The following is a 23571-nucleotide window of genomic DNA, read 5'->3' on the forward strand; positions in this document are numbered from 1 at the left end:
GGGGACAGATGGAATACCGAAGAGAAACAGAGCTTGCCGGCAAGCCTGATGCGTGTGCTGCGCGCACTCGGCTGGCGGCCTCGGCGCGTCTGTTTCAATGGCTGACCGATTACGGGATCTGGCCAATTTTGCTGTTGGCGGCGTTCGTGCGGTTTTACGACCTGACAGCCGCGGCGATTTGGGGCGATGAAGGCTCCAGCCTGCTGATGAGCCAGTACGATCTGGCCGGGATCTGGTTCCACGCGGCCCGTGATGTGCATCCACCGCTCTACTTCATGGTGTTGCATGGCTGGATCGAACTGTTTGGCGACAGCATGCTCTCGATTCGCGGCTTGAGTGCGCTGCCGGGGATCGCCACGGTGGCTATGGGCGTCTGGCTGGTACGGTTGATCGCCAACCCGCGGGCGGCGTTGCTGGCCGGGTTGTTGCTGGCGCTATTCCCCTCGGCGGTGCGTTACAGCCAGGAAGTGCGGATGTATTCGCTGCTGGGCGTGTTGCTGCTCGGCGCGACCATTGCACTGGTGTATTGGGTCAAACAGCCCCAGCGTGCACGGTATCTGGTGATCTATGCAGTGCTGATGGCCGCCGGGTTTTACACCCACTACTTCACGGCCCTGTGCGTGATTGCCCATTGGTTGTACCTGCTGGTGCTGCGGGTGCAGCCAGGCGAGCGGTTGCGGCACATCAACCGCCCGGGCTGGTGGCTGACCAATGCGGCGATCGTGCTGCTGTTTCTGCCGTGGGTCCCGCAGTTGCTGAGCCTGGTTCAGCATATGCCGGAACTCAAGGCCAGCGGCGATGTGGGCTGGGAAGATCCGGTCACTCTTAGCTCTTTGCCGTCCATGGTCTGGACCTTCATGATCCAGAGCGATGATGACTTCCTGCCCAGGTCGGTGTTTTTCGCACTGCCGGTGCTGTTGCTGGGTGTGATCGTGCTGACGGTACTGCGTGATCGTAGCGTCTACCGTTGGAGCGCCTTGCTGGCGATTTACGCGGTGGTGCCGCTGGTGCTGGTTTTCCTGGTGTCGTTCATTTCGCCGGTGTTTATCGAGCGCTACGTGACGGCCTACGCGCTGGGGCTGCCATTGATCATGGCCCTGAGCGTCGATGGCCTGAAAAAAGGGGCTCGGGTGCTGGCCCTGGCATTTCTCATGCTGTTTATCGGTATTGAAGGGGTGGGCCTGAAAAACAACGCGACGGTCGATCCAAATGACCAGCTCAATGTGACGGTGGAGTTCATCAATCAGCATTACGAGCCGGGTGATCAGGTCGTCATCAGCGATCTGCTCTGGTACATGCCGTACGTCTATTACGATCGCACTGTCGTCCAGCCGCGGCTCTTTACTCCGCCCTTGGCCAATGGCGCGTCCAGTCGCCCGAATGCCTACGGTTTCGGTACGCTGGTAGAGGAAGCCGCCGACAAGATTTACCTCGATCGGCTCACCGATCTGCCAGCCGAAGCGCACCGTGTGTGGTTGTTCAGCACCGCTGACCAACCTGATGAGTTCGCACCGTTGCCCGCCGATTGGCAGAAGATCAGCGAAAAAGTCGCCGGGAATGCGCGGGCGCGGTTGTTTGTCATCAACAGCCCAAAAAAATAACCTGTAAATCCGTAGGAGCAAGGCTTGCCCGCGATGAACGATGACGCGGTATGTCTTAAGTATCGCGGCGCACCCATCGCGGGCAAGAGCTAGGCGCTCCCCCGCTCCTACAGAAGCGCGTTGCAGCTGAAGACCGTACTCGATCAGCTTAAACGTTTCACTCTGTCCGCATTCGTTACAACCACACCTTCTACAAGGTTTTTGCTCCGATTTGATATCAAAAGCCCACTAGTCGGATCCAAAATCGTAGGCTACGCTTTGTCCTACAAAGGACTGACGACTACGGTGAAGGGATTGCAGAAATTCCACTTTATCTCCGGCTTGCCGCGCTCGGGCTCGACCCTGCTTTCTGCAATTCTGTTGCAGAACCCGCGTTTCCATGCCGGCATGACCAGCCCCGTCGGCTCGCTGTTCACCAGCGTCCTGGAGCAATGCAGTGCCGGCAGCGAATTTGGCGCGGTGATCGACACTCCGCTACGCCGTCGTCTATTGCGCGGTCTGTTCGACTCCTTCTATGCCGATCAGGCAGATACTCCCGTTATCTTCGATACCAATCGCCAATGGTGCTCGCGTCAGCCTGCGCTACGGGAACTGTTTCCCGAGGCCAAAACCATTGCCTGTGTGCGCAATGTCGCCTGGGTGATGGACAGCCTTGAGCGTCTGTACCGCGCCAATCCGTTCGAGAACACCAAGCTGTTCAATGACGAAATCGAGCGCCATACCGTTTACAGTCGTTGTGAAACCCTGGCCCAGCGCAATCGTCTGGTGGGTTTTGCCTGGACCGCGCTGAAAGAGGCTTATTACGGCGAAAACGCCGACTCGCTGCTGATCGTCGATTACGACTTGCTGAGCCAGGCGCCTGACCGGGTCATGCGGTTGATCTACGATTTCATTGGCGAACCCTGGTTCGAGCACGATTTCAACAACCTCGCCTACGATGCGCCGGAATTCGACCAGGCACTCGGGGTATCGGGGCTGCACAAGGTCAAGCGCTCGGTCGCACTGGAGCCTCGGCGCACGATCCTGCCGCCGGACCTGTTCGACAAATACGCAGAATTGTCCTTTTGGCACGATGGCTCAGCCAGCGCCGCCAACGTTATTCGCATGAAAGCCGACGCCGCTATCAGTTGATTGCGGCGTTTTTATTTGCGCGGTAATAAAAGTTCGAATCCGGGTGAGCAGCATGTGGTGGAGCAAAGGCAAGTCGCAAACATTCCAAGGCGCACGCGTTCTGGCATCGCCAATGATCATGCCCCTGGAACCGAGAATGCTGTTCGACGGCGCAGTGGCGGCCACGGTTGCCGATACTGCCACCCAAGCCGACAGCCACGCCACGGCGGACGCTGCCAAGGCACCGGTTGCCGACCACCCGGTGGCCAGCAAGGACACCCACGGCCAAGCGGACAACACGTCAGCGGCTACGCCCGCGCCCGCTGCGACGCCCACCGCCGTGCCCGGTCAGAGCGTGGTGTTCGTCGATTCACGTATCAAGGACGCCGATAGCCTGCTCAAAGGCGTGGCGCCTGGCACCCAGGTGGTCCAGCTCGACGCGACCAAGGACGGCTTGCAACAAATCGCCGATTATCTGGATACCCACCACGGCGTGAGTACCGTGGAAATCATCGCCCACGGCAATAGCGGCGACTTGTGGCTGGGCGACACTTACCTGTCGGCCGATAACGTGGCGGCTCGCAGCGCGGTGCTGGCGCGCATCGGCAATGACATGAACGTCGGCGGCGACATTCTGATCTACGCCTGTAACACCGCTGCAGGCGACAAGGGCATCAGCTTTGTCGACTCGCTGGCGCAACTTACCGGGCGTGATATCGCCGCCTCGAACAACCGTACCGGTGTGAGCGGTGACTGGGATCTGGAAATCGCCACCGGCACCATCGAGAGCCATAACGTACTGTCGACCCAGTCCATGGCTGCGTATCAGTACAGCCTGGCGACCCTGACGGTCACCAACAACGGTGACAGTGGGGTCGGCTCATTGCGCCAGGCGCTGAGCGATTCGGTGGTGGGTGACACGGTGACGTTCAGCACCACCATGACGGTCAATCTGAATTCGCAACTGACCATTACCAAGAACGTCACGCTGGAAGGTGACCTGAACCACGACGGCATTGCCGATGTGACCCTCAATGGTCAGTACAAGACCCGGGTGCTTCAGGTCGCTTCCGGGGTCACTGCGACCCTCGACGGGTTGATCATCAAACAAGGCCTGGTGGCCGGCAATGGTGCTGCCGCCGGTACGGACGGCACGGCGTCCATGGGCGGTGGTATTTTCAACGCCGGCAACCTGACCCTCAAGAACGTCACCGTGACCAGCAACGCTGCTTCGGGCGGCGGTGGCGGTGGCGGGGTCACCTCACCTTACGTCGGTGGCGCGGTCGGCGGCGGTGGCGGCGGTGGCGGTGCGTTGGGCGGGCAAAGCGGCGGTCATGGTGGCACCTCCGGTTTCGGCACGGGTGTGTACGGCGGTACGAGTGGTAGTGCCAACACGGGCGGTAACGGTGGCGGCTACAACCCCAACTACATGGGCGGTCGCGGCGGTAGCAGCAGCGGTGGCGCGGGCGGCGTAGGGGCTGCCAACTACAGCAGCGGTGGCGCGGGCGGTACGGCGAACAACGGCACGATTTCCATCGGCGGTGGCGGTGGCGGCTCCGGTTGGGACAAGCCCGGCAGGGCCGGGGCGTCGGCTGCCGGTGGTATTTACAACGCCAGTAGCGGCACCCTGACGGTTATTGGCACCTCGGTGATTTCCGGCAACATCGCCGCCGGTGGTGGCGGTGGCGGCGGTGGTGGCCTGGGCGGTTCCGCCGACTCCGGTGGTGCAGCCGGTAAAGGCGTCGGTGCGATCTGGAACAAAGGTACGGTACTGATGACCGCCGCCAACTTCGCGGCGCTGTCCGCTAACGTCGGCGGCAGTGGCTCCGGCGGTCCGGCGCTGGGCGGCGGTAGTACCGGTGCCAGCGTGGCGGCCGTGAACAATATCTTCAACGACGGCGGCACCGTGAACACCGCCTATGCACCGACACCGAGCGCTACCATCGCGGTGGCAAACAGCGCCCTGCACATCGGCCAGACCTCGCTGGTGACCATTACCTTCACTGAGGCGGTGACCGGTTTCACCAACGCCGACCTGACGATTGCCAACGGCACGCTGAGCGCGGTCAGTAGCAGTGACGGCGGTATTACCTGGACGGCGACGCTCACCCCGACCAACGCCATTACTGACACCACTAACCTGATCACCCTGGATAACACCGGTGTCCAGAGCGTGTCGCTGGGCACAGCCGGGGTTGGCACCAGCACGTCCAACAATTACACCATCGACACCGTGCGGCCAACGGCGACCATTGTAGTCGCCGACAGCACCCTCATGGCCGGTGAAACGTCGCTGGTAACCATCACCTTCTCCGAGGCGGTAAGCGGTTTCACCAACGCCGACCTGACGATTGCCAACGGCACGCTGACCGCTGTGAGCAGCAGTGACGGCGGGGTCACCTGGACCGGGACCTTCACCCCGTCCGCGAGCATCACCGACACCACCAACCTGATCACCCTGGACAACACCGGGATCGCCGATCTGGCCGGCAACGCCGGCAGCGGCAGCACCGATTCGAACAACTATGCCGTCGACACCGTGCGCCCGACCGCGACCATCGTAGTCGCCGACAGCGCACTTAAAGTGGGCGATACATCACTGGTGACCATCACCTTCTCCGAGGCGGTGACCGGCTTCACCAACGCTGACCTGACGATTGCCAACGGCACGCTGAGCGTGGTCAGCAGCGGCGATGGCGGTGTGACCTGGACCGCGACCTTTACCCCGAGTGCCAGCACTACCGATGCGACTAACCTGATCATCCTGGACAATACCGGTGTGCAGGGCGGTTCCGGCAACGCCGGCAGCGGCATCACCGACTCGAACAACTACGCTATCGACACCGTACGCCCGACCGCGACTATCGTGGTGGCTAACAACGCCTTGAAAGTCGGTGACACCTCGCTGGTAACCATCACCTTCAGCGAGGCGGTGACCGGCTTCACCAACGCCGACCTGACGATTGCCAATGGCACACTGACCGCGGTGAGCAGCAGTGACGGCGGTATCACCTGGACGGCGACCTTTACCCCGAGCGCCAGCACTACCGACGCCACTAACCTGATTACTCTGGACAACACCGGGATCGCCGATTTGGCCGGCAACGCTGGCAGCGGCAGCACCGACTCAAACAACTTCGCCATCGACACCCAGCGTCCGACCGCCACCATCGTGGTCGCCGACAGCACCCTGATGGCCGGTGAAACGTCGCTGGTAACCATTACCTTCTCCGAGGCGGTGACCGGTTTCACCAATGCCGACCTGACGATCCCCAACGGCACGCTGACCGCGGTCAGTAGCAGTGATGGGGGTATCACCTGGACGGCCACGTTCACCCCGACTGCGGGCATCAACGATACGACCAACCTGATCACCCTGGCCAACGCTGGCGTGGCCGACCTGGCCGGCAATGCCGGTAGCGGAACTACCGATTCCGGCAACTTCACAATCGACACCGTGCGGCCGACGGCGACCATCGTGGTCGCCGACAATGCACTTAAAGTGGGCGATACATCACTGGTGACCATCACCTTCTCCGAGGCGGTGACCGGCTTCACCAACGCTGACCTGACGATTGCCAACGGCACGCTGAGCGCGGTCAGCAGCGGCGATGGCGGTGTGACTTGGGCCGCGACCTTTACCCCGAGTGCCAGCACTACCGATGCGACTAACCTGATCACCCTGGACAATACCGGTGTGCAGGGCGGTTCCGGCAACGCTGGCAGCGGCATCACCGACTCGAACAACTACGCTATCGACACCGTGCGCCCGACGGCGACTATCGTGGTGGCGGACAACGCCCTGAAAATCGGTGATACCTCGCTGGTGACCATCACCTTCAGCGAGGCGGTGAGCGGTTTCACCAACGCCGACCTGACGATTACCAACGGTACACTGACCGCCGTCAGCAGCAGTGATGGCGGCATCACCTGGACCGCGACCTTTACCCCGAGCGCCAGCACCACCGACGCGACCAACCTGATCACCCTGGACAACACCGGGATCGCCGATCTGGCCGGCAACGCCGGTAGCGGCACCACCGACTCAAACAACTTCACCATCGACACTCAGCGTCCGACCGCCACCATCGTGCTGGCCGACTCAACGCTGGCCGCCGGTGAAACCTCGCTGGTGACGATCACCTTCAGCGAGGCGGTGACCGGTTTCACCAACGCGGACCTGACGATCCCCAACGGCACGCTGACCGCGGTCAGTAGCAGTGATGGCGGTATCACCTGGACGGCCACGTTCACCCCGACTGCGGGCATCAACGATACGACCAACCTGATCACCCTGGCCAACACCGGCGTCGCCGATCTGGCCGGCAACGCCGGCAGCGGCACCACCGATTCCGCCAACTTCACCATCGACACCGTGCGTCCTACGGCGACCATCGTGGTGGCCGACAACGCCTTGAAAATCGGTGACACCTCGCTGGTGACCATCACCTTCAGCGAGGCGGTGACCGGCTTCACCAACGCCGACCTGACGATTGCCAACGGCACGCTGAGCGCGGTCAGCAGCAGCGATGGCGGCATCACCTGGACCGCGACCTTTACCCCGACCAGCGCCATTACCGATGCCACCAACCTGATCACCCTGGACAACACCGGCGTGCAGAACGGCTCCGGTAACGTCGGCAGCGGCACCACCGACTCGAACAACTACGCCATCGACACCGTACGCCCGACCGCAACGGTCGTGGTGGCGGATAATGCCTTGAAAGTCGGTGACACCTCGCTGGTAACCATCACCTTCAGCGAGGCGGTGAGCGGTTTCACCAACGCCGACCTGACGATTGCCAATGGCACACTGACCGCCGTCAGCAGCAGTGACGGCGGCATCACCTGGACGGCGACCTTTACCCCGAGCGCCAGCACCACCGACGCGACCAATCTGATCACCCTGGACAACACCGGGATCGCCGATCTGGCCGGCAACGCCGGTAGCGGGACCACCGATTCGAACAACTTCGCCATCGACACCCAGCGTCCGACCGCCACCATCGTGCTAGCCGACTCAACGCTGGCCGCCGGTGAAACCTCGCTGGTGACGATCACCTTCTCCGAGGCGGTGACCGGTTTCACCAACGCCGACCTGACGATCCCCAACGGCACGCTGACCGCGGTCAGCAGCAGCGATGGTGGGATCACCTGGACGGCCACCTTTACTCCGACCGCGGGCATCAACGACACCACCAACCTGATCTCCCTGGCCAACGCCGGCGTGGCCGATCTGGCCGGTAACGCCGGTAACGGCACCACCGACTCCGCCAACTTCACCATTGATACCGTGCGTCCGACGGCGACCATCATCGTTGCCGACAACGCACTGAAGATTGGCGAAACCTCGCTGGTAACCATCACTTTCAGCGAGGCGGTGACCGGCTTCACCAACGCCGACCTGACGATTGCCAACGGCACGCTGACCGCGGTCAGCAGCAGCGATGGCGGTGTGACCTGGACCGCGACCTTTACCCCGACCAGCGCCATTACCGACGCCACCAACCTGATCACCCTGGACAATACCGGCGTGCAGAACGGGTCCGGCAACGTCGGGACGGGCACCACCGATTCCAACAACTACGCCATCGACACCCAGCGTCCGACGGCAACCATCGTGGTGACGGACACCGCGCTGGGGATCGGTCAGACTTCGTTGGTGACCATCACCTTCTCCGAGGCAGTGACCGGTTTCACCAACGCCGACCTGACGATCGACAACGGTACGTTGAGCGCGGTGAGCAGCAGCGATGGCGGCGTAACCTGGACCGCCACACTGACGCCGGTGAACGGCATCACCCACAGCGGCAATGTGATCACCCTGGACAACACCGGGATTGCCGACCTGGCCGGTAATGCCGGTGCTGCGACCACCGATTCCAATACTTACGCTATTGATAGTCAGCGCCCGACCGCCACTATCGTGTTTGCCGACCCGACGCTGGCCGCCGGTGAAACCTCTTTGGTGACCTTCACCTTCAGCGAGGCGGTGACCGGCTTCACCAACGCCGACCTGACGATCCCCAACGGCACACTGACCGCGGTCAGCAGCAGCGATGGCGGCATCACCTGGACGGCCACCTTCACCCCGACTGCGGGCATAAAAGACACGACCAACCTGATCACCCTGGCCAACACCGGCGTCGCCGATCTGGCCGGCAACGCGGGCAGCGGCACCACCGATTCCGCCAACTTCACCATCGACACCGTGCGTCCAACGGCGACCATCGTGGTGGCCGACAACGCCTTGAAAATCGGTGACACCTCGCTGGTGACCATCACCTTCAGCGAGGCGGTGACCGACTTCACCAACGCCGACCTGACGATTGCCAACGGCACGCTGACCGCGGTCAGCAGCAGCGATGGCGGGATCACCTGGACGGCGACTTTTACCCCGACCAGCGCCATCACTGACACCACCAACCTGATCACCCTGGACAATACCGGCGTGCAGAATGGTTCTGGTAACGTTGGCAGCGGCACCACCGATTCCAACAACTACGCGATCGATACCCAGCGTCCAACGGCGACCATCGTGGTCGCGGACAACGCCTTGAAAATCGGTGAAACCTCACTGGTGACCATCACCTTCAGCGAGGCGGTGACCGGTTTCACCAACGCCGACCTGACGATCGCCAACGGCACCCTCAGCGCCGTGAGCAGCAGCGACGGCGGGATCACCTGGACGGCGACCTTTACCCCGAGCGCCAGCATCACCGATGCGACCAACCTGATCACCCTGGACAACACCGGCGTGGCCGATCTGGCTGGCAACGCCGGTAGCGGGACCTCCGACTCGAACAACTATGCGATCGACACCGCGCGTCCGACCGCGACCATTGTTGTAGCTGACGGTACCCTCTCGGTCGGTGAAACGTCGTTGGTGACCATCACCTTCAGCGAAGCGGTGACTGGATTCGACAACAGTGACCTGAGCGTGCCCAACGGCACCCTGACCAGCGTCAGCAGCAGCGATGGCGGCATCACCTGGACGGCCACCTTCACCCCGACTGCCGGCATAAAAGACACCACCAACCTGATCACCCTGGCCAACACCGGCGTGGCCGACCTGGCCGGTAACGCCGGTAGCGGCACCACCGATTCCGCCAACTTCACCATCGACACCGTGCGTCCAACGGCGACTATCGTGGTGGCCGACAACGCAATCAAGGTGGGCGAAACCTCATTGGTGACCATCACCTTCTCCGAGGCGGTCAGCGGGTTCACCAACGCCGACTTGACCATCGCCAACGGTACGTTGAGCGCGGTCAGTTCAAGCGATGGCGGTATTACCTGGACCGCGACCTTCACCCCGGCCGCGAATATTACCGACACCACCAACCTGATCACCCTGGACAACACGGGGGTGCAGAACGCCTCTGGCAACGTTGGTGTGGGCACCACAGATTCGAACAACTACGCCATCGACACGCAACGTCCAACGGCAAGCATTGTGGTGGCCAAACCGCTGCTGGGCATCGGTCAGACCTCGGGGGTGACCATCACCTTCAGCGAAGCGGTAAGCGGTTTTGACCTGTCCGATCTGAGCGTGACCAACGGCACGTTGTCCAACCTGGCCAGCAGTGACGGCGGCAAGACCTGGACCGCGACGTTCACGCCGACGGCGAATGTGACCGACCCCAGCAACCTGATTGTGCTCGACAACAGCAATGTCAACGACGCCGCAGGTAATGCCGGGACGGGGCTGGCCATCTCCAACAACTACGCTCTGGACAGTGATCGCCCCACCGCGACCATCGTCGTCGCCAACCCGAACCTGGGCGTTGGCCAGACCTCGCAGGTGACCTTCAGCTTCAGCGAGGCGGTGAAGCATTTCGATTTGTCCGACATCAGCGTGGCCAATGGCACCCTCACCAACCTGAGCAGCAGCAACGGCGGCAAGACCTGGACTGCCACCCTGACCCCGGCGGCCAACATCAGCGATGCGACCAACTTCATCGGGCTGGACACCAGCAACGTGACCGACCGCGCCGGGAACGCGGGCACTGGGGGCGCGATCTCCAACAATTTCACAGTCAACACGGTGCCGGCCGTCGTGGTCTTGGTCAGCGACCCGACACCGCCGCAAAGCACTCCGAACATACCGTTGCAGCCGATTGTCTTCGCACCGCCGACCGGCAATCTCGGCTCACCGCTGACTTTTGCGCCGTTGTTCGAACAGCGGGTATTGGGCGATGGCATCCGCCCACTGGGGGATATTTTCATCAACCGCGGCGCACTGAGCCCCAGCTATATCGCTCAGGTGTTCACTAGCAGCGACAGCGGCGGGAATGGCTCCGCTCACGGCTTCCTGGGTTTTGGCGGGGGTGATGGCGGGGTGTTTGGCAGCAGCACGCTGTCGAGTCTGTTCAGTCATGAGTCGGGCAATGGCGACAGTTCGTTCAATGCGTTCGGCGACAAGTCGATCCAGCACGGCGGCGATGCCGCTCAAGGCCTGCACGGTGTCTATGGCGCACTGACCTTGGGCGAGCAACTTCAACAACTTGAAAACGCCGAGAAGCAGCAGATCCAGGCGTTGGCTGCAGCGTTGCAACAGGTTGGCATCAGCGAAATGCAGGCCTGACTAAAAACCTGAAATTGTGCGGTACCTAGGGGCGGTCCAAGGATGAAAAAAAGTCAGAAACTATTCGGCGCCAGCCTGCTGGCGCTTGCAATCAGCGGATGTGCGGTAACCAGTGAGCCGATTGAACGCAGTGTCAGCGAGCAGCGCGCCAGAAGCGATTTGGCGAGCATGTACAAGGATCAGGAGCCCCTTAGCGGCCCACTGACGCTGCATCAAGCCATGGCCCGCGCAGTGAAATACAACCTTGAGGGCCGGTTGAAAATCATGGAAGAGGCGTTGGCCAAGCGCCAACTCGACCTCGCCAGCTTCGACATGCTGCCGCGCATGGCCCTGGACGCCGGTTACGTGGGGCGAAACAACACCAGCGCCTCCAGCAGCCAGAGCGTGCGCACCGGCACCCAGTCCCTGGAACCTTCGACCTCACAGGACCGCGACCGCAGAGTCGCCGACCTGACCATGGTCTGGAACGTCCTCGACTTCGGCGTCAGCTACATCAACGCCAAGCAGCAGGGCGATCAACGGCTGATCGTTCAGGAACGCCGGCGCAAGGTCATCAATACCATCGTTCAGGACGTGCGCTCGGCGTATTGGCGGGCGGTGGCCGCTGAACGCCTGCTCAAGCAGATCGATAGCCTGATGGCGCGGGTCGATGCCGCGCGCGACAACAGCCAGAGCATGAGCGAGCAGCGTATCGGCGACCCGGTGCAGGCCTTGGGTTACCAACGTTCGCTGATCGAAGCCACGCGCCAGCTCGAAGAACAGCGGCGGGCACTGTCGCTGGCGAAAACCGAACTGGCGACCCTGATCAACCTGCCGATGGGCACCGAGTTGACGTTGGCGACGCCGGAGGATTACCCGATTCCGGAACTCAAGGTCGGCATGGCCAGCCTTGAGCAGGAAGCCCTGGCCAGCCGCCCGGAACTGCGCGAGCAGGATTATCAGACGCGCATCAGCACCGCCGAAACCCGCAAAGCCATGCTGCGGCTGCTGCCGGGGCTGGAACTCTCGGCTGGCGGGCATTACGACAGCAACTCGTTTCTGGTCAACGACAAGTGGGCCGACTACGGGGTAAAAATCACCTGGAACCTGTTCAACGTGATTTCCGCCCCGGCGGCCATCGACGTGGCCAAGGCCGGTGAAGAAGTGGCCAAGGCACGCCGTCAGGCAATGTCGATCGCGGTGCTGGCGCAGCTCTACGTGGCCAACGCCAACTACCGCGAAGCGCTGCGCCAGTTCGAGACCAACCAGCAGCTGTCGAACATCGACGGGCAGATTCTTGGCCAGTTGCGTAATCGTCATCAGGCCGCGGGCATCGGCGAACTGGAGCTGATCCAGGGCGAACTGAACACCCTGCAAGCCGACCTGCGCCGCGACCTGTCGTACGCGGATTTGCGCAACGCTTACGGGCAGATCTTCGCCAGTGCCGGGCTCGACCCACTGCCGGATCAGGTGCAGTCGACCCAAGTGCAGTCGATCGCCACGGAACTGGCCAGCCGCGAGGATGCGTGGGCCGCCGGCAACATCACGGTGCCGACAGCCCATGTCCAAAGCAAGTAATCTGCTGGCGCCCACGGCCAGCGTCAGCCGGGCGCAACGCGAAGACCGCCATGGCCATCGCGGAGCGGCGATCCTGCTGACCGGTTTACCGGCGGCAGGCAAGTCGACCCTGGCCCAGGCACTGCACGCCGCGTTGTTCGAACGCGGCCTGCACAGCCTGGTGCTCGATGGCGATGGACTGCGGGTCGGGCTCAATCGCGACCTCGGGTTTGCCGACAAGGATCGTCAGGAAAACATCCGCCGCGCCAGTGAGGTGGCAGCACTGCTGGTGGAGAACGGACAGATTGTGATCCTGGCGATGATTGCGCCGCTGGTTGAGCTGCGCGACATTTTCGCCCAGCGTTTGGGCGACGATTACCGCGAAGTCTGGTGCAGTGCTGCGCTCAACGTTTGCGAGCAGCGTGATCCGAAAGGTCATTACGCCCGTGCGCGCAGCGGTGAACTGCCGGGCTTTACCGGTATCTCCGCACCTTACGAGCCACCCGCGTCGGCGGCGTTGGTGCTCGACACCGGCGTGCTGTCGGTGGACGCCTGCCTCGATCGCTTACTGACCTGGCTCGGCGAATGCGCGGTGCTACCGCACCGATGACTCGACCGGCGTTTTCCCGCCTGCCGGTGACGGTGCCTCTGCCGTTACTGTTGCAGGCATTGGCGCAAATCAAGGACAGCGACTGGCATAGCCATTTCAACAGCCACTATTTCAGTGGCGACTGGAGCGGGGTGGCGCTGATCAGCGCGGCTGATGCGCTGACGGAGCTATCCCCTGGCCATGGAAAACCGGTGTTGCGAGCGCCGTGGCTGCTCGATGGTCGGTGGCAGCGTGCATTGCAGGAATTACCGTTGGACATCGTCTCGGCAAGATTGCTGAAGCTGGGGCCCGGCAGTCGGATTCACGAGCACCGCGACTATGACCTTGAGGGGCCAGAGGCCGATCTGCGGCTGCATATTCCATTACTCAGCCCACCGAATGTCGACTTTCTGCTCGACGGTTTGCGGATGCCGATGGAGGCCGGCGAATGCTGGTTTCTCGACCTGTCGCGGCCTCACAGCGTCGACAATCGCGACAGCCGCGAGCGGGTGCATCTGGTGATCGATTGCAGGCCCGCCCCTTGGTTGGAACAGGCGATTGTCGAGGGCGTTTCAACCACGCCGGCGCCTGGCGTCGGTCATGCAGCGCAAGCGCTGGCACAGTTTCGACGGCTGCTGGAAAACGATCCGCAGCTCTGCAAGAGCTTGCAGGGCGTGACCGACAACGAAACCTTTATCGCCACCACCCTGAAGCTGGCTGCCGAACATGGCCTGGCGTTCTCCCGTGAAGAGTTGCGTGCTGCGATGCGCAATGGCCGTCGCCAATGGAATGAACAATGCAGCGCCTGAACCTCGACGGCTGGTTGCCGATTCGCGTCTGGCAGCAGGCCGGGGAGTGGCGGGTCGATTGGTGCTGGTTTGGTGATCAGCCGTTGCGACAGCCGTTTTTCCGCGATGCGGTGGAGGAGGCGCTGCGCCTGCCGTTCAACCAGGCCTTCCGCCGTCAAACGCCGCTGAGAACGCTAAGTGATTGGCAGACGATCAGCCTTGGGCTGGTGCCGAGTGCGTTCATTTTTCACGCCTCGCGCTGTGGCTCGACGCTGATCAGCCAGATGCTGGCGCAACTCGACAACCACATCGTCATTTCCGAACCACCACCACTGGATGCCTTGCTACGCAGCGAACTTCCGCCTGCAGAACGCAACGCGGCGATTCGCGGTTTGCTCTCGGCCTATGGCCAGCCGCGCCGAGGTGTGGAACAACGCTTGGTGATCAAGCTGGACGCCTGGAACATCGGTGAGCTGAAGCGGTTGCGTGAGTGTTTCCCTGATACGCCCTGGTTGTTTGTCTACCGCGATCCGCTGGAAATCGCCGTCTCACACCTGCGTCGTCCGGGCCTGCACATGGTGCCAGGGCTGATCGGCACCAGTGCATTGGACGATGGGGCAGCATTCGAGGGGCGAGAGGATTTCATCGCGCGGCGCTTGGGCAAACTGCTGCAATTAGGCGTTGAACATTGCCACGAATTTGCCGGACTGGCGGTCAACTATCGTGAGTTGCCGGGCGCCATGGAGGGCCATTTGGCCAGGTTTTTTGCACTGAATACCGAGCAGCGAACCCAAGTGTTCAGCGCTGTAAGTCAGCACGCCAAACAACCGGCCGAAACGTTTGTGGCCGACAGCGAAGGCAAACAACAAGAAGCTTCGGCGCGGCTCAGAGAACGCGTTGAGTGTTGGGCGCACGGGCCTTACGAAGCATTGGAGCAATGGCGAACCGCTTCTTGTGGCGAGGGAGCTTGCTCCCGCTGGGCCGCGGAGCGGCCCTGAACTGGCAATGGTATTTTGTCAGACCTCGTCGGCTGAATAACGACGGCTTCGCCCGAACGCGGATCGGCCGACGGGAGCAAGCTCCCTCGCCACAGGTGAATCAACCGCTCAGCTCTTCGACGATAAATCCGCCATGCCCTTGAGCAACTCGATCGGCAACGGAAATACAATGGTCGAGCTCTTGTCGCCGGCAATCGAATTCAGCGTCTGCATATAGCGCAACTGCATGGCGCCGGGTTGGCGACCGAGCATTTCGGCGGCTTGCATGAGCTTTTCCGAGGCCTGCAATTCACCTTCGGCGTGGATCACTTTCGCCCGCCGTTCACGTTCGGCTTCGGCCTGTTTGGCGATCGCGCGGATCATCGATTCGTTGAGGTCGACGTGCTTGATCTCGACGTTGGCGACCTTGATCCCCCAGGCATCCGTCTGGGCGTCCAGCACTTGCTGGATGTCGAAATTCAAGCGCTCGCGTTCGGCCAGCAATTCGTCCAGTTCATGTTTACCGAGCACCGCCCGCAAGGTGGTTTGCGCCAGTTGGCTGGTGGCCATGAGGAAGTCTTCGACCTGGATGATCGCTTTCTGCGAGTCGAGCACCCGGAAGTACAACACGGCGTTGACCTTCACCGAGACGTTGTCGCGGGTGATCACGTCTTGCGGCGGTACGTCGAGCACCACGGTCCGCAGATCGACCCGAACCATTTGCTGCACCACCGGAATCAACAGGATCAGCCCCGGGCCCTTGACCTGCCAGAAGCGTCCGAGCTGGAACACCACGCCGCGCTCGTATTCGCGCAGGATGCGGAAGGTCGATCCTGCCAGTGCAATCATCAGCACCAGCAGCGCGGCAAAACCCAGTTGCAGACCCATGATCATTCTCCTTGCGGCGCCGCGTCAGTCGCGGCCACTTCCAGCAGCGTTCCCTTGCGTGCCACCACTCGCACCCGTTGCCCGGAATGCAAGGGTGTCTTGCAGTGCACCTGCCAGCGTTCACCTTGCAAATGCACCCAGCCCTTGTGCGTGTTGTGACCCTGCAACGCGGTCACCTGCGTGACGCTGCCGAGCAGCCCGGCATCGCCACTGACAATGTGGCGCGGTCGGGTTTTCAGCGCGTGGAACAGCAGGGCGATCAACAGCAGGGCGCTGATCAGTCCAAGACCGATGATCAGTGGCGCAGGGACGTCGGCATTGCTCACCATCACCGCGCCGATCACGAACATCGTGATGCCGCCCAGCCCGACCACACCGTAATTGGGCAGCACCACCTCCGCCACGAGCAGCGCGATACCCACCATCATCAGCCAGACGCCAAGCGGGTTGGGGACGACCACCACAACCGTGTCTGTCGCGAAAGCCGATCCGCTCAAACCCAACAACAGCGCAACCACATACCACCAGCGAGTGTTCACTTGACCCTCCAGGAGAGTCATCCGTCCGCGAGCCACACGGTGGCCCTGCTTATAGTCTAGTTGAGCCTTTGGCTGGATGATTCTTGATCATTTTTTGCGAGTTTCCAGTGAGCAGATTTATCACCGGGTACCGGCAGCAGGCCTAGACTTTAGAGGAGACGCCAACCTGTTTAATCATCGTCCGCCCGCCTTGCGACGGACACCGAGGTGCATCATGCGTATGGCAAGAACCGTGCAGCGCAGCCTGGAAGAGGCGCACTGCGAATTCGACGTAGTCTCTCACCCACATTCGGCCAGCAGCCTGGAAACCGCCCGGGTCGCGGGCATTCCTGCTGAGCGTGTGGCGAAATCGGTGATCCTCGACGACCACCACGGCCACTACCTGATGGCCGTGTTGCCAGCCAGCCGACATCTGGACCTGACCAAAGTGCGTGGCAGCGGTGAATGGCAAGTCACCCGCGAAAGCACCCTGGCCCACCTGTTCAACGACTGTGAACGCGGCGCCGTTCCGGCCCTGGGCGAATCCTATGGCCTGGACATGGTCATCGACCCGATGCTGACCCGCCAGAAAGAGATCTACGTCGAAGCCGGCAACCACAACAACCTCGTACACTTGAGCATGGACCAGTACCTGAAAATGGTGCCTCATGCCGAGGTATGCGAGTTGAGTCAGTAGCCATTACATTATTGGCGGTGAATGCACCGCCGCCATCGCGGGCAAGCCGCGCTCCCACAGGAAACCGCCGTGTGTGGGAGCGTGGCTTGCCCGCGATGGACTGCGAAGCAGTCCCCCCGACCTCTAAAAACGCAGGAGCCAATTTCCATGGAATCACCTACCCACAGCCTCCCCAACCTGTTCAAACAACTCGGCCTGCCCGACGACGCCGAAAGCATCGACAAATTCATCGCCACTCACTCACCACTCAAACCCGAGCTGCACCTGGCCGACGCGTTTTTCTGGACCAAGAGCCAGGCGGACTTCCTGCGCGAAGACATCCTCGACGATTCCGATTGGGCGGAGGTGGTGGATCAACTGGATGTGCTGCTGAGGAAGGGGCGGGGGGTGTAAAAAATCTGACAGTTCGCAGAATGCCTGAATCCTTCGTACCCAAGGCTACCCCGGCTTTCGGCGTACGAATGGGCTAATAGGCCTGAAGAAAATTCCGAAGCTCGTCCGCTCGGTTGCGAACCCCGAAACGCCCCCTATAGTTCGCCACGTCGCCGCACATCGGCGACAGGATATGGCGATCCTAATTCTACGTAGAGGCTGTTCCTAAAACTATCTACGAGATATTCCCTATGCACCCATATCGTCCACTGACAACCAACCCAACCCCCGGCTGCGTTCTGGCCTACAACATCCTCGCACCGACCCATTTTCTCCACGAAACTGCCTGTAGCCGAATCCGCATCGGCACCGATCTGCTGGAAACCCTCACCTCGATCACCCTTCGCGATCTCAATGACAAAGATTTCTACCGCTTGATCAACGCAGCGTATGTGTCATTGCGCGATGGGCTGGATCTTATGGAAGAGCTGCAACACCTTTAAGCCCCCCCCATTCGAGGTGAACACCAAACCTGTGGCGAGGGGGCTTGCCCCCGTTGGGGCGCGTAGCGGCCCTGATAAGCGATCACCATATTTCTTCAGCCATATACGACGGGCGCCGCCATTGCGACTGCTCCGCAGTCGAGCGGGGGCAAGCCCCCTCGCCACAGGTGTTGTGTTTTGCCCGCTAGGCTAATTTGTTTCAAAACTTGACTGAATTTCCCCTCCAATGCGATATTGATAGTTAGCAAACTAACAGTGTGCGAATTCTCCTGTGTCCCAGACCCTCGACGCCCTTCAGATGAACATCAGCAGTGCCATGGTGGTGGCCGCGCGGCATTGGCGGAAAATCTGCCAGACCACGCTGGTCAACTACGGCATCTCCGAAGCCTGCGCGGTCCCGTTGCTGATGATCGGGCGGCTGGGCGAGGGCGTGCGGCAGGTGACGGTGGCGCAGGCGGCGGGGATGGAGAGTCCGTCGCTGGTGCGTTTGCTCGACCAGTTGTGCCAGTCCGGGTATGTCTGCCGCACTGAAGATCCCCTTGATCGTCGCGCCAAGTGCCTGAGCCTGACCGATGCTGGCCGTGAGTTGGTGCAAGCGGTGGAAGCCGAGTTGGTGCGCTTGCGCCGTGTGGTGCTTGAAGGCATCGATCCGGCGGATCTGGAGGCGGCGCTGCGGGTGATTCGCGCGTTCGAGACGGCAGAGCAGCAGTTACCGGTGACCCCCTCGTGAACGGATTTTTTAGCGGCATACCGCCGGCCCGCGACTGGTTTTACGGCGTGCGTACCTTCGCCGCGTCGATGATCGCGCTGTACATCGCCATGCTCATGCAAATGCCGCGTCCGTATTGGGCGATGGCCACGGTGTACATCGTTTCCAGCCCGTTCGTCGGGCCGACCAGTTCCAAGGCCCTGTACCGTGCCATCGGCACCTTGACCGGGGCAGCAGCGGCGTTGCTGTTTGTGCCGATGTTCGTCCAGAGCCCGTATGTGCTGGTGCTGGTCATCGCGCTGTGGACCGGCACCCTGTTGTTTCTGTCGATGCATCTGCGCACCGCCAATAACTACGCGCTGATGCTCGCCGGTTACACCTTGCCGCTGATTTCCCTGCCAGTGGTGGATAACCCGTTGGCGATATGGGATGTGGCAGAGGCGCGGACTGAAGAGATCTTCCTCGGCATCGTCTGCGCAGCGGTGGTCGGCAGTATGTTCTGGCCCCGACGGCTGGCGCCGGTGTTCGATGGTGCGGTGAGCAAGTGGTTCAGCGACGCGGTGACCTACAGCCAGCGCTTCCTGACCCGCAACGTGCAACCCGACGAAGTCAGCACCTTGCGCGCCTCAATGGTGGCCACGTTCAACTCCCTGGAATTGATGATCGGCCAGTTGCCCCACGAAGGTGCGCGGCCGCAAACCGTGCGCAACATCAAAGAACTGCGCGGGCGGATGATTCACCTGCTGCCGGTGGTGGATGCGCTGGACGATGCGCTGTATGCCTTGCAGCGGCGCACGCCCGAGCTTGTGGACAAGTTCGCGCCGCTGCTGGCCGCGACCGTTGAATGGCTCGACCGCACAGACGCTTCGGTCGAGCACTGGCAAGCCCTGCGCGCTCAACTTGAAGCCCTGCAACCGAGTGCCGAAGCGCTGGATGATCGCAAGCAATTGCTGTTTTCCAACGCGCTGTATCGCCTCGGTGAATGGATCGATTTGTGGCAGGACCTGCGCAGCCTGCAAGAGGCGATTCGCTGCGAAAGCCAGGACAACTGGCGTGCGGTCTACCGTCATTGGCGGCTGGGCCGGCTGACACCGTTTCTCGACCGTGGGCTGATGCTCTATTCGGCGGCGTCGACGGTGCTGGCGATCATCGTCGCCTCGGTGCTGTGGATTCTGCTCGGCTGGACCGATGGCGGCAGCGCGGTGATTCTGGCGGCGGTGGCGTGCAGCTTTTTCGCCGCGATGGACGACCCGGCACCGCAGATTTACCGGTTCTTTTTCTGGACCGCGATGTCGGTGCTGTTCGCCAGCCTCTACCTGTTTTTGATCCTGCCGAACCTGCATGACTTTCCGATGCTGGTGCTGGCGTTTGCCGTACCGTTTATCTGCGTCGGCACCCTGACCGTACAGCCGCGTTTCTACCTCGGCATGCTGCTGACCATCGTCAACACCTCGTCGTTTATCAGCATCCAGGGCGCCTACGACGCGGACTTTTTGAGCTTCGCGAACTCCAACCTGGCCGGGCCCATGGGCTTGTTGTTTGCCTTTATCTGGACTCTCGTAGCGCGGCCCTTCGGTTCGGAGCTGGCGGCCAAGCGCCTGACCCGTTTCAGCTGGCGCGACATCGTCGGCATGACCGAGCCGGCGAACCTCGCTGAACACCGTCACTTGGGTGTGCAGATGCTCGATCGGCTGATGCAGCATTTGCCGCGCCTGGCGATGACCGGTCAGGACACCGGCGTGGCGTTGCGCGAAGTGCGCGTGGCGCTGAACCTGCTGGACTTGCTGGCGTACGCGCCACGGGTGCAAGGGGGACCGAACGTCTTGCTGCGGCAGGTGGTGGCCGAGGTCGGCGAGTACTTCAAGGCCTGTCTCAAGGCTGGCGAACGCTTGCCAGCGCCAGCGCCGTTGCTGATGACCCTGGATCGCACCCGGCGCGCACTCAATGGCCAAGGCCTGCAGGGTGACGGCGAAACCCGTCTGCACCTGCTGCATGCCCTCGCCGGTCTGCGTCTGGCGCTGTTGCCGGGCGTGGAGTTCATCGGCGGCAACGAGACCGATGAACCGTTTCCCCAAGGTATCGATGGAGCGCCTTTATGATCGGTGATCTGGACATCAGCGGGGTGTTCCTGCCCACGTTGCTGGTGCTGATGGGTATTACGTATGCGCTGTACCTGGTGGTGCACGGGTTGCTGACACGCCTGCACTTTTATCGTCTGGTCTGGCACCGGGCATTGTTCAACGTTGGTCTTTACGCCTTGCTGCTCGGCGCCGTGGACTCACTCAGTCGATACCTGATGACATGAAAAAACCTATTTTGACCCTTGGCCGTGTGGTGTTGACCCTGTTGGTGGTGACCTTTGCGGTCGTCGTGGTCTGGCGCATGGTGATGTATTACATGTTCGCTCCGTGGACCCGTGACGGGCACATTCGTGCGGATATCGTGCAGATCGCCCCGGACGTTTCCGGGTTGATCCAGCAAGTGGAAGTGCGTGATAACCAACCGGTGAAGCGCGGCCAGGTGCTGTTCAGCATCGACCAGGACCGTTTCAAACTGGCGCTGCGCCAGGCCAAGGCCACGGTCGCCGACCGCCAGGAAACCCTGGCCCAGGCGCAACGTGAAGCCAAGCGCAACCGTGGCCTGGGCAATCTGGTGCCGGGCGAGCAACTGGAAGAAAGCCAGTCCCGTGTGGCCCGCGCCGAGGTGGCGTTGTCCGAGGCCCAGGTGTCGGTGGACAGCGCCCAGCTCAACCTCGACCGCTCGGTAATCCGCAGTCCGGTGGACGGTTACGTCAACGACCGCGCACCGCGTACTCAGGAGTTCGTTACCGCCGGCCGTCCGGTGTTGTCGGTGGTGGACAGCAACTCCTTCCACATTGACGGCTATTTCGAAGAAACCAAACTCGACGGCATTCATGTCGGCCAAGGTGTCGATATCCGCGTGATCGGCGACCGTGCGCGATTGCGCGGGCATGTCGAAAGCATCGTCGCCGGTATCGAAGACCGTGATCGCAGCAGCGGTTCGAACCTGCTGCCCAACGTTAACCCGGCGTTCAGCTGGGTGCGGTTGGCGCAGCGGATTCCAGTGCGGATTGCCTTCGATGACGTGCCGGCAGATTTCCGCATGATTGCCGGGCGTACTGCGACCGTATCGATCATCGGCGACAAGCCTGAGCAGGAGCCGGAGCAATGAAAGCGGCCGCCTGTTTAGCGACGGCCGGTCTCGGCTTGCTGCTGTCGGCCTGTCAGGTGGTGGGCCCGGATTACCATTTGCCCATCGATGCGGCGGTGCACCGCGAGGACTTTCAGGGCGATCTGACTGCGCACGGAAAAAACGTGGTCTCGGCGCCGGTGCCGGGCGACTGGTGGCGGCTGTACCAGGACCCGCGTCTGGATGAGCTGGTGCGCCAGGCCATGGCCACCAATACCGATTTGCGAGTGGCAGCAGCCAACCTGTCGCGCGCTCGTGCCCGGGTCGAACAAGCCGAGTCGGCGGGCGGCTGGAGCGGTGGCGTGAAGGTCGGCGCCCAGCGTTTGCAGGAATCCGGCGAGGCGTTCTTACTGCCGGAAAAGATCCCGGTGACCAATGTCGGTGATATCGGCATCACCACGTCCTATCAGTTCGATCTGTTTGGCACCTTGCAGCGCGGGATCGAAGCGGCGAAAGCCAGCGCTGACGCAACGCAAGCTGCAGCCGATACGGCGCGAATTACCTTGGTCGCCGATGTGGTGCGTGCGTATACCCAGGTCTGCGCGGCCAACGAAGAGCGTGAAATCGCCGAGCACTCACTGGACCTGCAAGGCCAGAGCACCGCGCTGATTCAGCGCCTGCGCGATGCCGGGCGCGGCGACGAAACCCAGGTCACCCGTTCGCAAACCCAGTTCAAATCCTTGCGCGCCGATATGCCGCGCTATGAAGCCGCCCGTCAGGCCGGGCTGTTCCGTTTGTCGATGTTGTTGGCCAAACCGGTGGATCAATTACCCGCCGGGACCAGCAGTTGTCACGAGCTACCAAAGATTGCGCAATTGTTGCCGGTCGGTGACGGCGCCACGCTGCTTAAACGGCGGCCGGATGTGCGCCAGGCCGAACGTCAGCTGGCGGCCGCGACGGCGGACATCGGGGTTGCTACCGGTGCGCTTTACCCGGACATCAGCATTGGGGCGACCGTGGGTACCGTGGGTATTCTCGATCACCTTGGCCAACCGCAAACCAATCGCTGGGGTTTCGGCCCGTTGTTGACCTGGACAGTGCCATCCAACGGCTCCCGGGCACGGGTGCGTGAGGCTGAGGCGGCGACCCAAGGCGCGCTGGCGCACTTTGACGGGGTGGTGTTGAACGCGATCCGCGAAACCCAGACCGGTCTGGCGCAGTATTCCGCGCTGTTGCAGCGCCGCGATGCCCTGGTGGATGCCGAGCAGTCGGCGCAACAGGCGGCGGACCAGACGCACCGCTTCTTCCAGGCTGGCCGGGCGTCGTTCCTTGCCGATTTGCAGGCGACCCGCACCTACACCGACGTGCGTGCGCAGGTGGCAGCTGCCAATACCCAGGTTGCCATGAGCCAGATCGATTTGTTCCTGGCGCTGGGCGGCGGTTGGGAAAGCGGACGAACGCAAGGTTCAGAGCCAACGAAACCCTGAGGCCGTTGCTATGCTTTTAGATGTCGGGTTCGCGCAGGCGGGTCCGGCAGTCAAAGCTC

The 23571-nt window shown here is 61.9% G+C and carries 17 protein-coding genes; 15 read left to right on the plus strand and 2 right to left on the minus strand.

What is annotated here, in order from left to right; all coding sequences use genetic code 11:
- Positions 1 to 8 precede the first annotated feature (8 nt).
- The 7 genes from AABM55_RS00755 (at position 9) to AABM55_RS00785 (ending at position 15209) form a co-directional block, all read left to right on the plus strand.
- The gene (locus tag AABM55_RS00755; RefSeq protein ID WP_347928554.1) at positions 9 to 1601 is read left to right on the plus strand and encodes a glycosyltransferase family 39 protein; all 1593 of its coding nucleotides are present in this window, start codon (positions 9 to 11) and stop codon (positions 1599 to 1601) included.
- Positions 1602 to 1886: 285 nt separating this feature from the next.
- Positions 1887 to 2732, plus strand: a complete 846-nt coding sequence (locus tag AABM55_RS00760; protein ID WP_103319940.1) for a sulfotransferase — start codon at positions 1887 to 1889, stop codon at positions 2730 to 2732.
- A gap of 52 nt (positions 2733 to 2784) precedes the next feature.
- Positions 2785 to 11298 (plus strand): Ig-like domain-containing protein, encoded by an 8514-nt coding sequence (locus tag AABM55_RS00765; protein ID WP_347928555.1) that lies wholly within the window; start codon positions 2785 to 2787, stop codon positions 11296 to 11298.
- Positions 11299 to 11340: 42 nt separating this feature from the next.
- Positions 11341 to 12855 carry a TolC family protein gene (locus AABM55_RS00770; protein ID WP_054595013.1) on the plus strand — a complete coding sequence of 505 codons (1515 nt, stop codon included), beginning with the start codon at positions 11341 to 11343 and terminating at the stop codon, positions 12853 to 12855.
- Entirely contained in the window at positions 12839 to 13444 is a 606-nt protein-coding gene (cysC, locus tag AABM55_RS00775) for an adenylyl-sulfate kinase (protein WP_347928556.1), read from the plus strand. Before AABM55_RS00770 ends, cysC begins: the two co-directional genes overlap by 17 nt.
- Complete coding sequence (locus AABM55_RS00780) at positions 13441 to 14232, plus strand: aspartyl/asparaginyl beta-hydroxylase domain-containing protein (protein ID WP_347929983.1); 792 nt, start codon at positions 13441 to 13443, stop codon at positions 14230 to 14232. The genes cysC and AABM55_RS00780 overlap by 4 nt, the downstream gene beginning before the upstream one ends.
- Positions 14220 to 15209: a sulfotransferase family protein gene (locus AABM55_RS00785; protein WP_347928557.1), complete on the plus strand. Its 990-nt coding sequence runs from the start codon at positions 14220 to 14222 to the stop codon at positions 15207 to 15209. Before AABM55_RS00780 ends, AABM55_RS00785 begins: the two co-directional genes overlap by 13 nt.
- Positions 15210 to 15317: 108 nt before the next feature.
- On the opposite strand, the gene AABM55_RS00790 is transcribed toward AABM55_RS00785, so the two are convergent.
- Positions 15318 to 16079: a slipin family protein gene (locus tag AABM55_RS00790; RefSeq protein ID WP_347929984.1), complete on the minus strand. Its 762-nt coding sequence runs from the start codon at positions 16077 to 16079 to the stop codon at positions 15318 to 15320.
- A complete protein-coding gene (locus tag AABM55_RS00795; RefSeq protein WP_347928558.1) occupies positions 16079 to 16615 on the minus strand; it encodes an NfeD family protein in 537 nt (178 codons plus the stop codon). The genes AABM55_RS00790 and AABM55_RS00795 overlap by 1 nt, the downstream gene beginning before the upstream one ends.
- A 214-nt stretch (positions 16616 to 16829) precedes the next feature.
- Here AABM55_RS00795 and AABM55_RS00800 point away from each other — a divergent pair, with 214 nt between their 5' ends.
- The 8 genes from AABM55_RS00800 (at position 16830) to AABM55_RS00835 (ending at position 23512) form a co-directional block, all read left to right on the plus strand.
- Positions 16830 to 17291 (plus strand): aminoacyl-tRNA deacylase, encoded by a 462-nt coding sequence (locus tag AABM55_RS00800; RefSeq protein ID WP_054595018.1) that lies wholly within the window; start codon positions 16830 to 16832, stop codon positions 17289 to 17291.
- A gap of 147 nt (positions 17292 to 17438) precedes the next feature.
- The gene (locus AABM55_RS00805) at positions 17439 to 17684 is read left to right on the plus strand and encodes a DUF2789 domain-containing protein (protein WP_019691148.1); all 246 of its coding nucleotides are present in this window, start codon (positions 17439 to 17441) and stop codon (positions 17682 to 17684) included.
- Positions 17685 to 17914: 230 nt separating this feature from the next.
- A complete protein-coding gene (locus AABM55_RS00810) occupies positions 17915 to 18166 on the plus strand; it encodes a hypothetical protein (RefSeq protein WP_347928559.1) in 252 nt (83 codons plus the stop codon).
- 298 nt (positions 18167 to 18464) lie between these two features.
- Entirely contained in the window at positions 18465 to 18896 is a 432-nt protein-coding gene (locus tag AABM55_RS00815; RefSeq protein ID WP_054598214.1) for a MarR family winged helix-turn-helix transcriptional regulator, read from the plus strand.
- On the plus strand, positions 18893 to 20974 hold the full coding sequence (locus AABM55_RS00820; protein WP_347928560.1) for an FUSC family protein: 2082 nt from the start codon (positions 18893 to 18895) through the stop codon (positions 20972 to 20974). The genes AABM55_RS00815 and AABM55_RS00820 overlap by 4 nt, the downstream gene beginning before the upstream one ends.
- The gene (locus tag AABM55_RS00825; protein WP_054595020.1) at positions 20971 to 21180 is read left to right on the plus strand and encodes a DUF1656 domain-containing protein; all 210 of its coding nucleotides are present in this window, start codon (positions 20971 to 20973) and stop codon (positions 21178 to 21180) included. Before AABM55_RS00820 ends, AABM55_RS00825 begins: the two co-directional genes overlap by 4 nt.
- The gene (locus AABM55_RS00830) at positions 21177 to 22067 is read left to right on the plus strand and encodes an HlyD family secretion protein (RefSeq protein ID WP_103319480.1); all 891 of its coding nucleotides are present in this window, start codon (positions 21177 to 21179) and stop codon (positions 22065 to 22067) included. Before AABM55_RS00825 ends, AABM55_RS00830 begins: the two co-directional genes overlap by 4 nt.
- Positions 22064 to 23512: an efflux transporter outer membrane subunit gene (locus AABM55_RS00835; RefSeq protein ID WP_347928561.1), complete on the plus strand. Its 1449-nt coding sequence runs from the start codon at positions 22064 to 22066 to the stop codon at positions 23510 to 23512. Before AABM55_RS00830 ends, AABM55_RS00835 begins: the two co-directional genes overlap by 4 nt.
- Positions 23513 to 23571 lie beyond the last annotated feature (59 nt).

It is taken from the genome of Pseudomonas helvetica (assembly GCF_039908645.1).
Lineage (GTDB): Bacteria > Pseudomonadota > Gammaproteobacteria > Pseudomonadales > Pseudomonadaceae > Aquipseudomonas > Aquipseudomonas helvetica.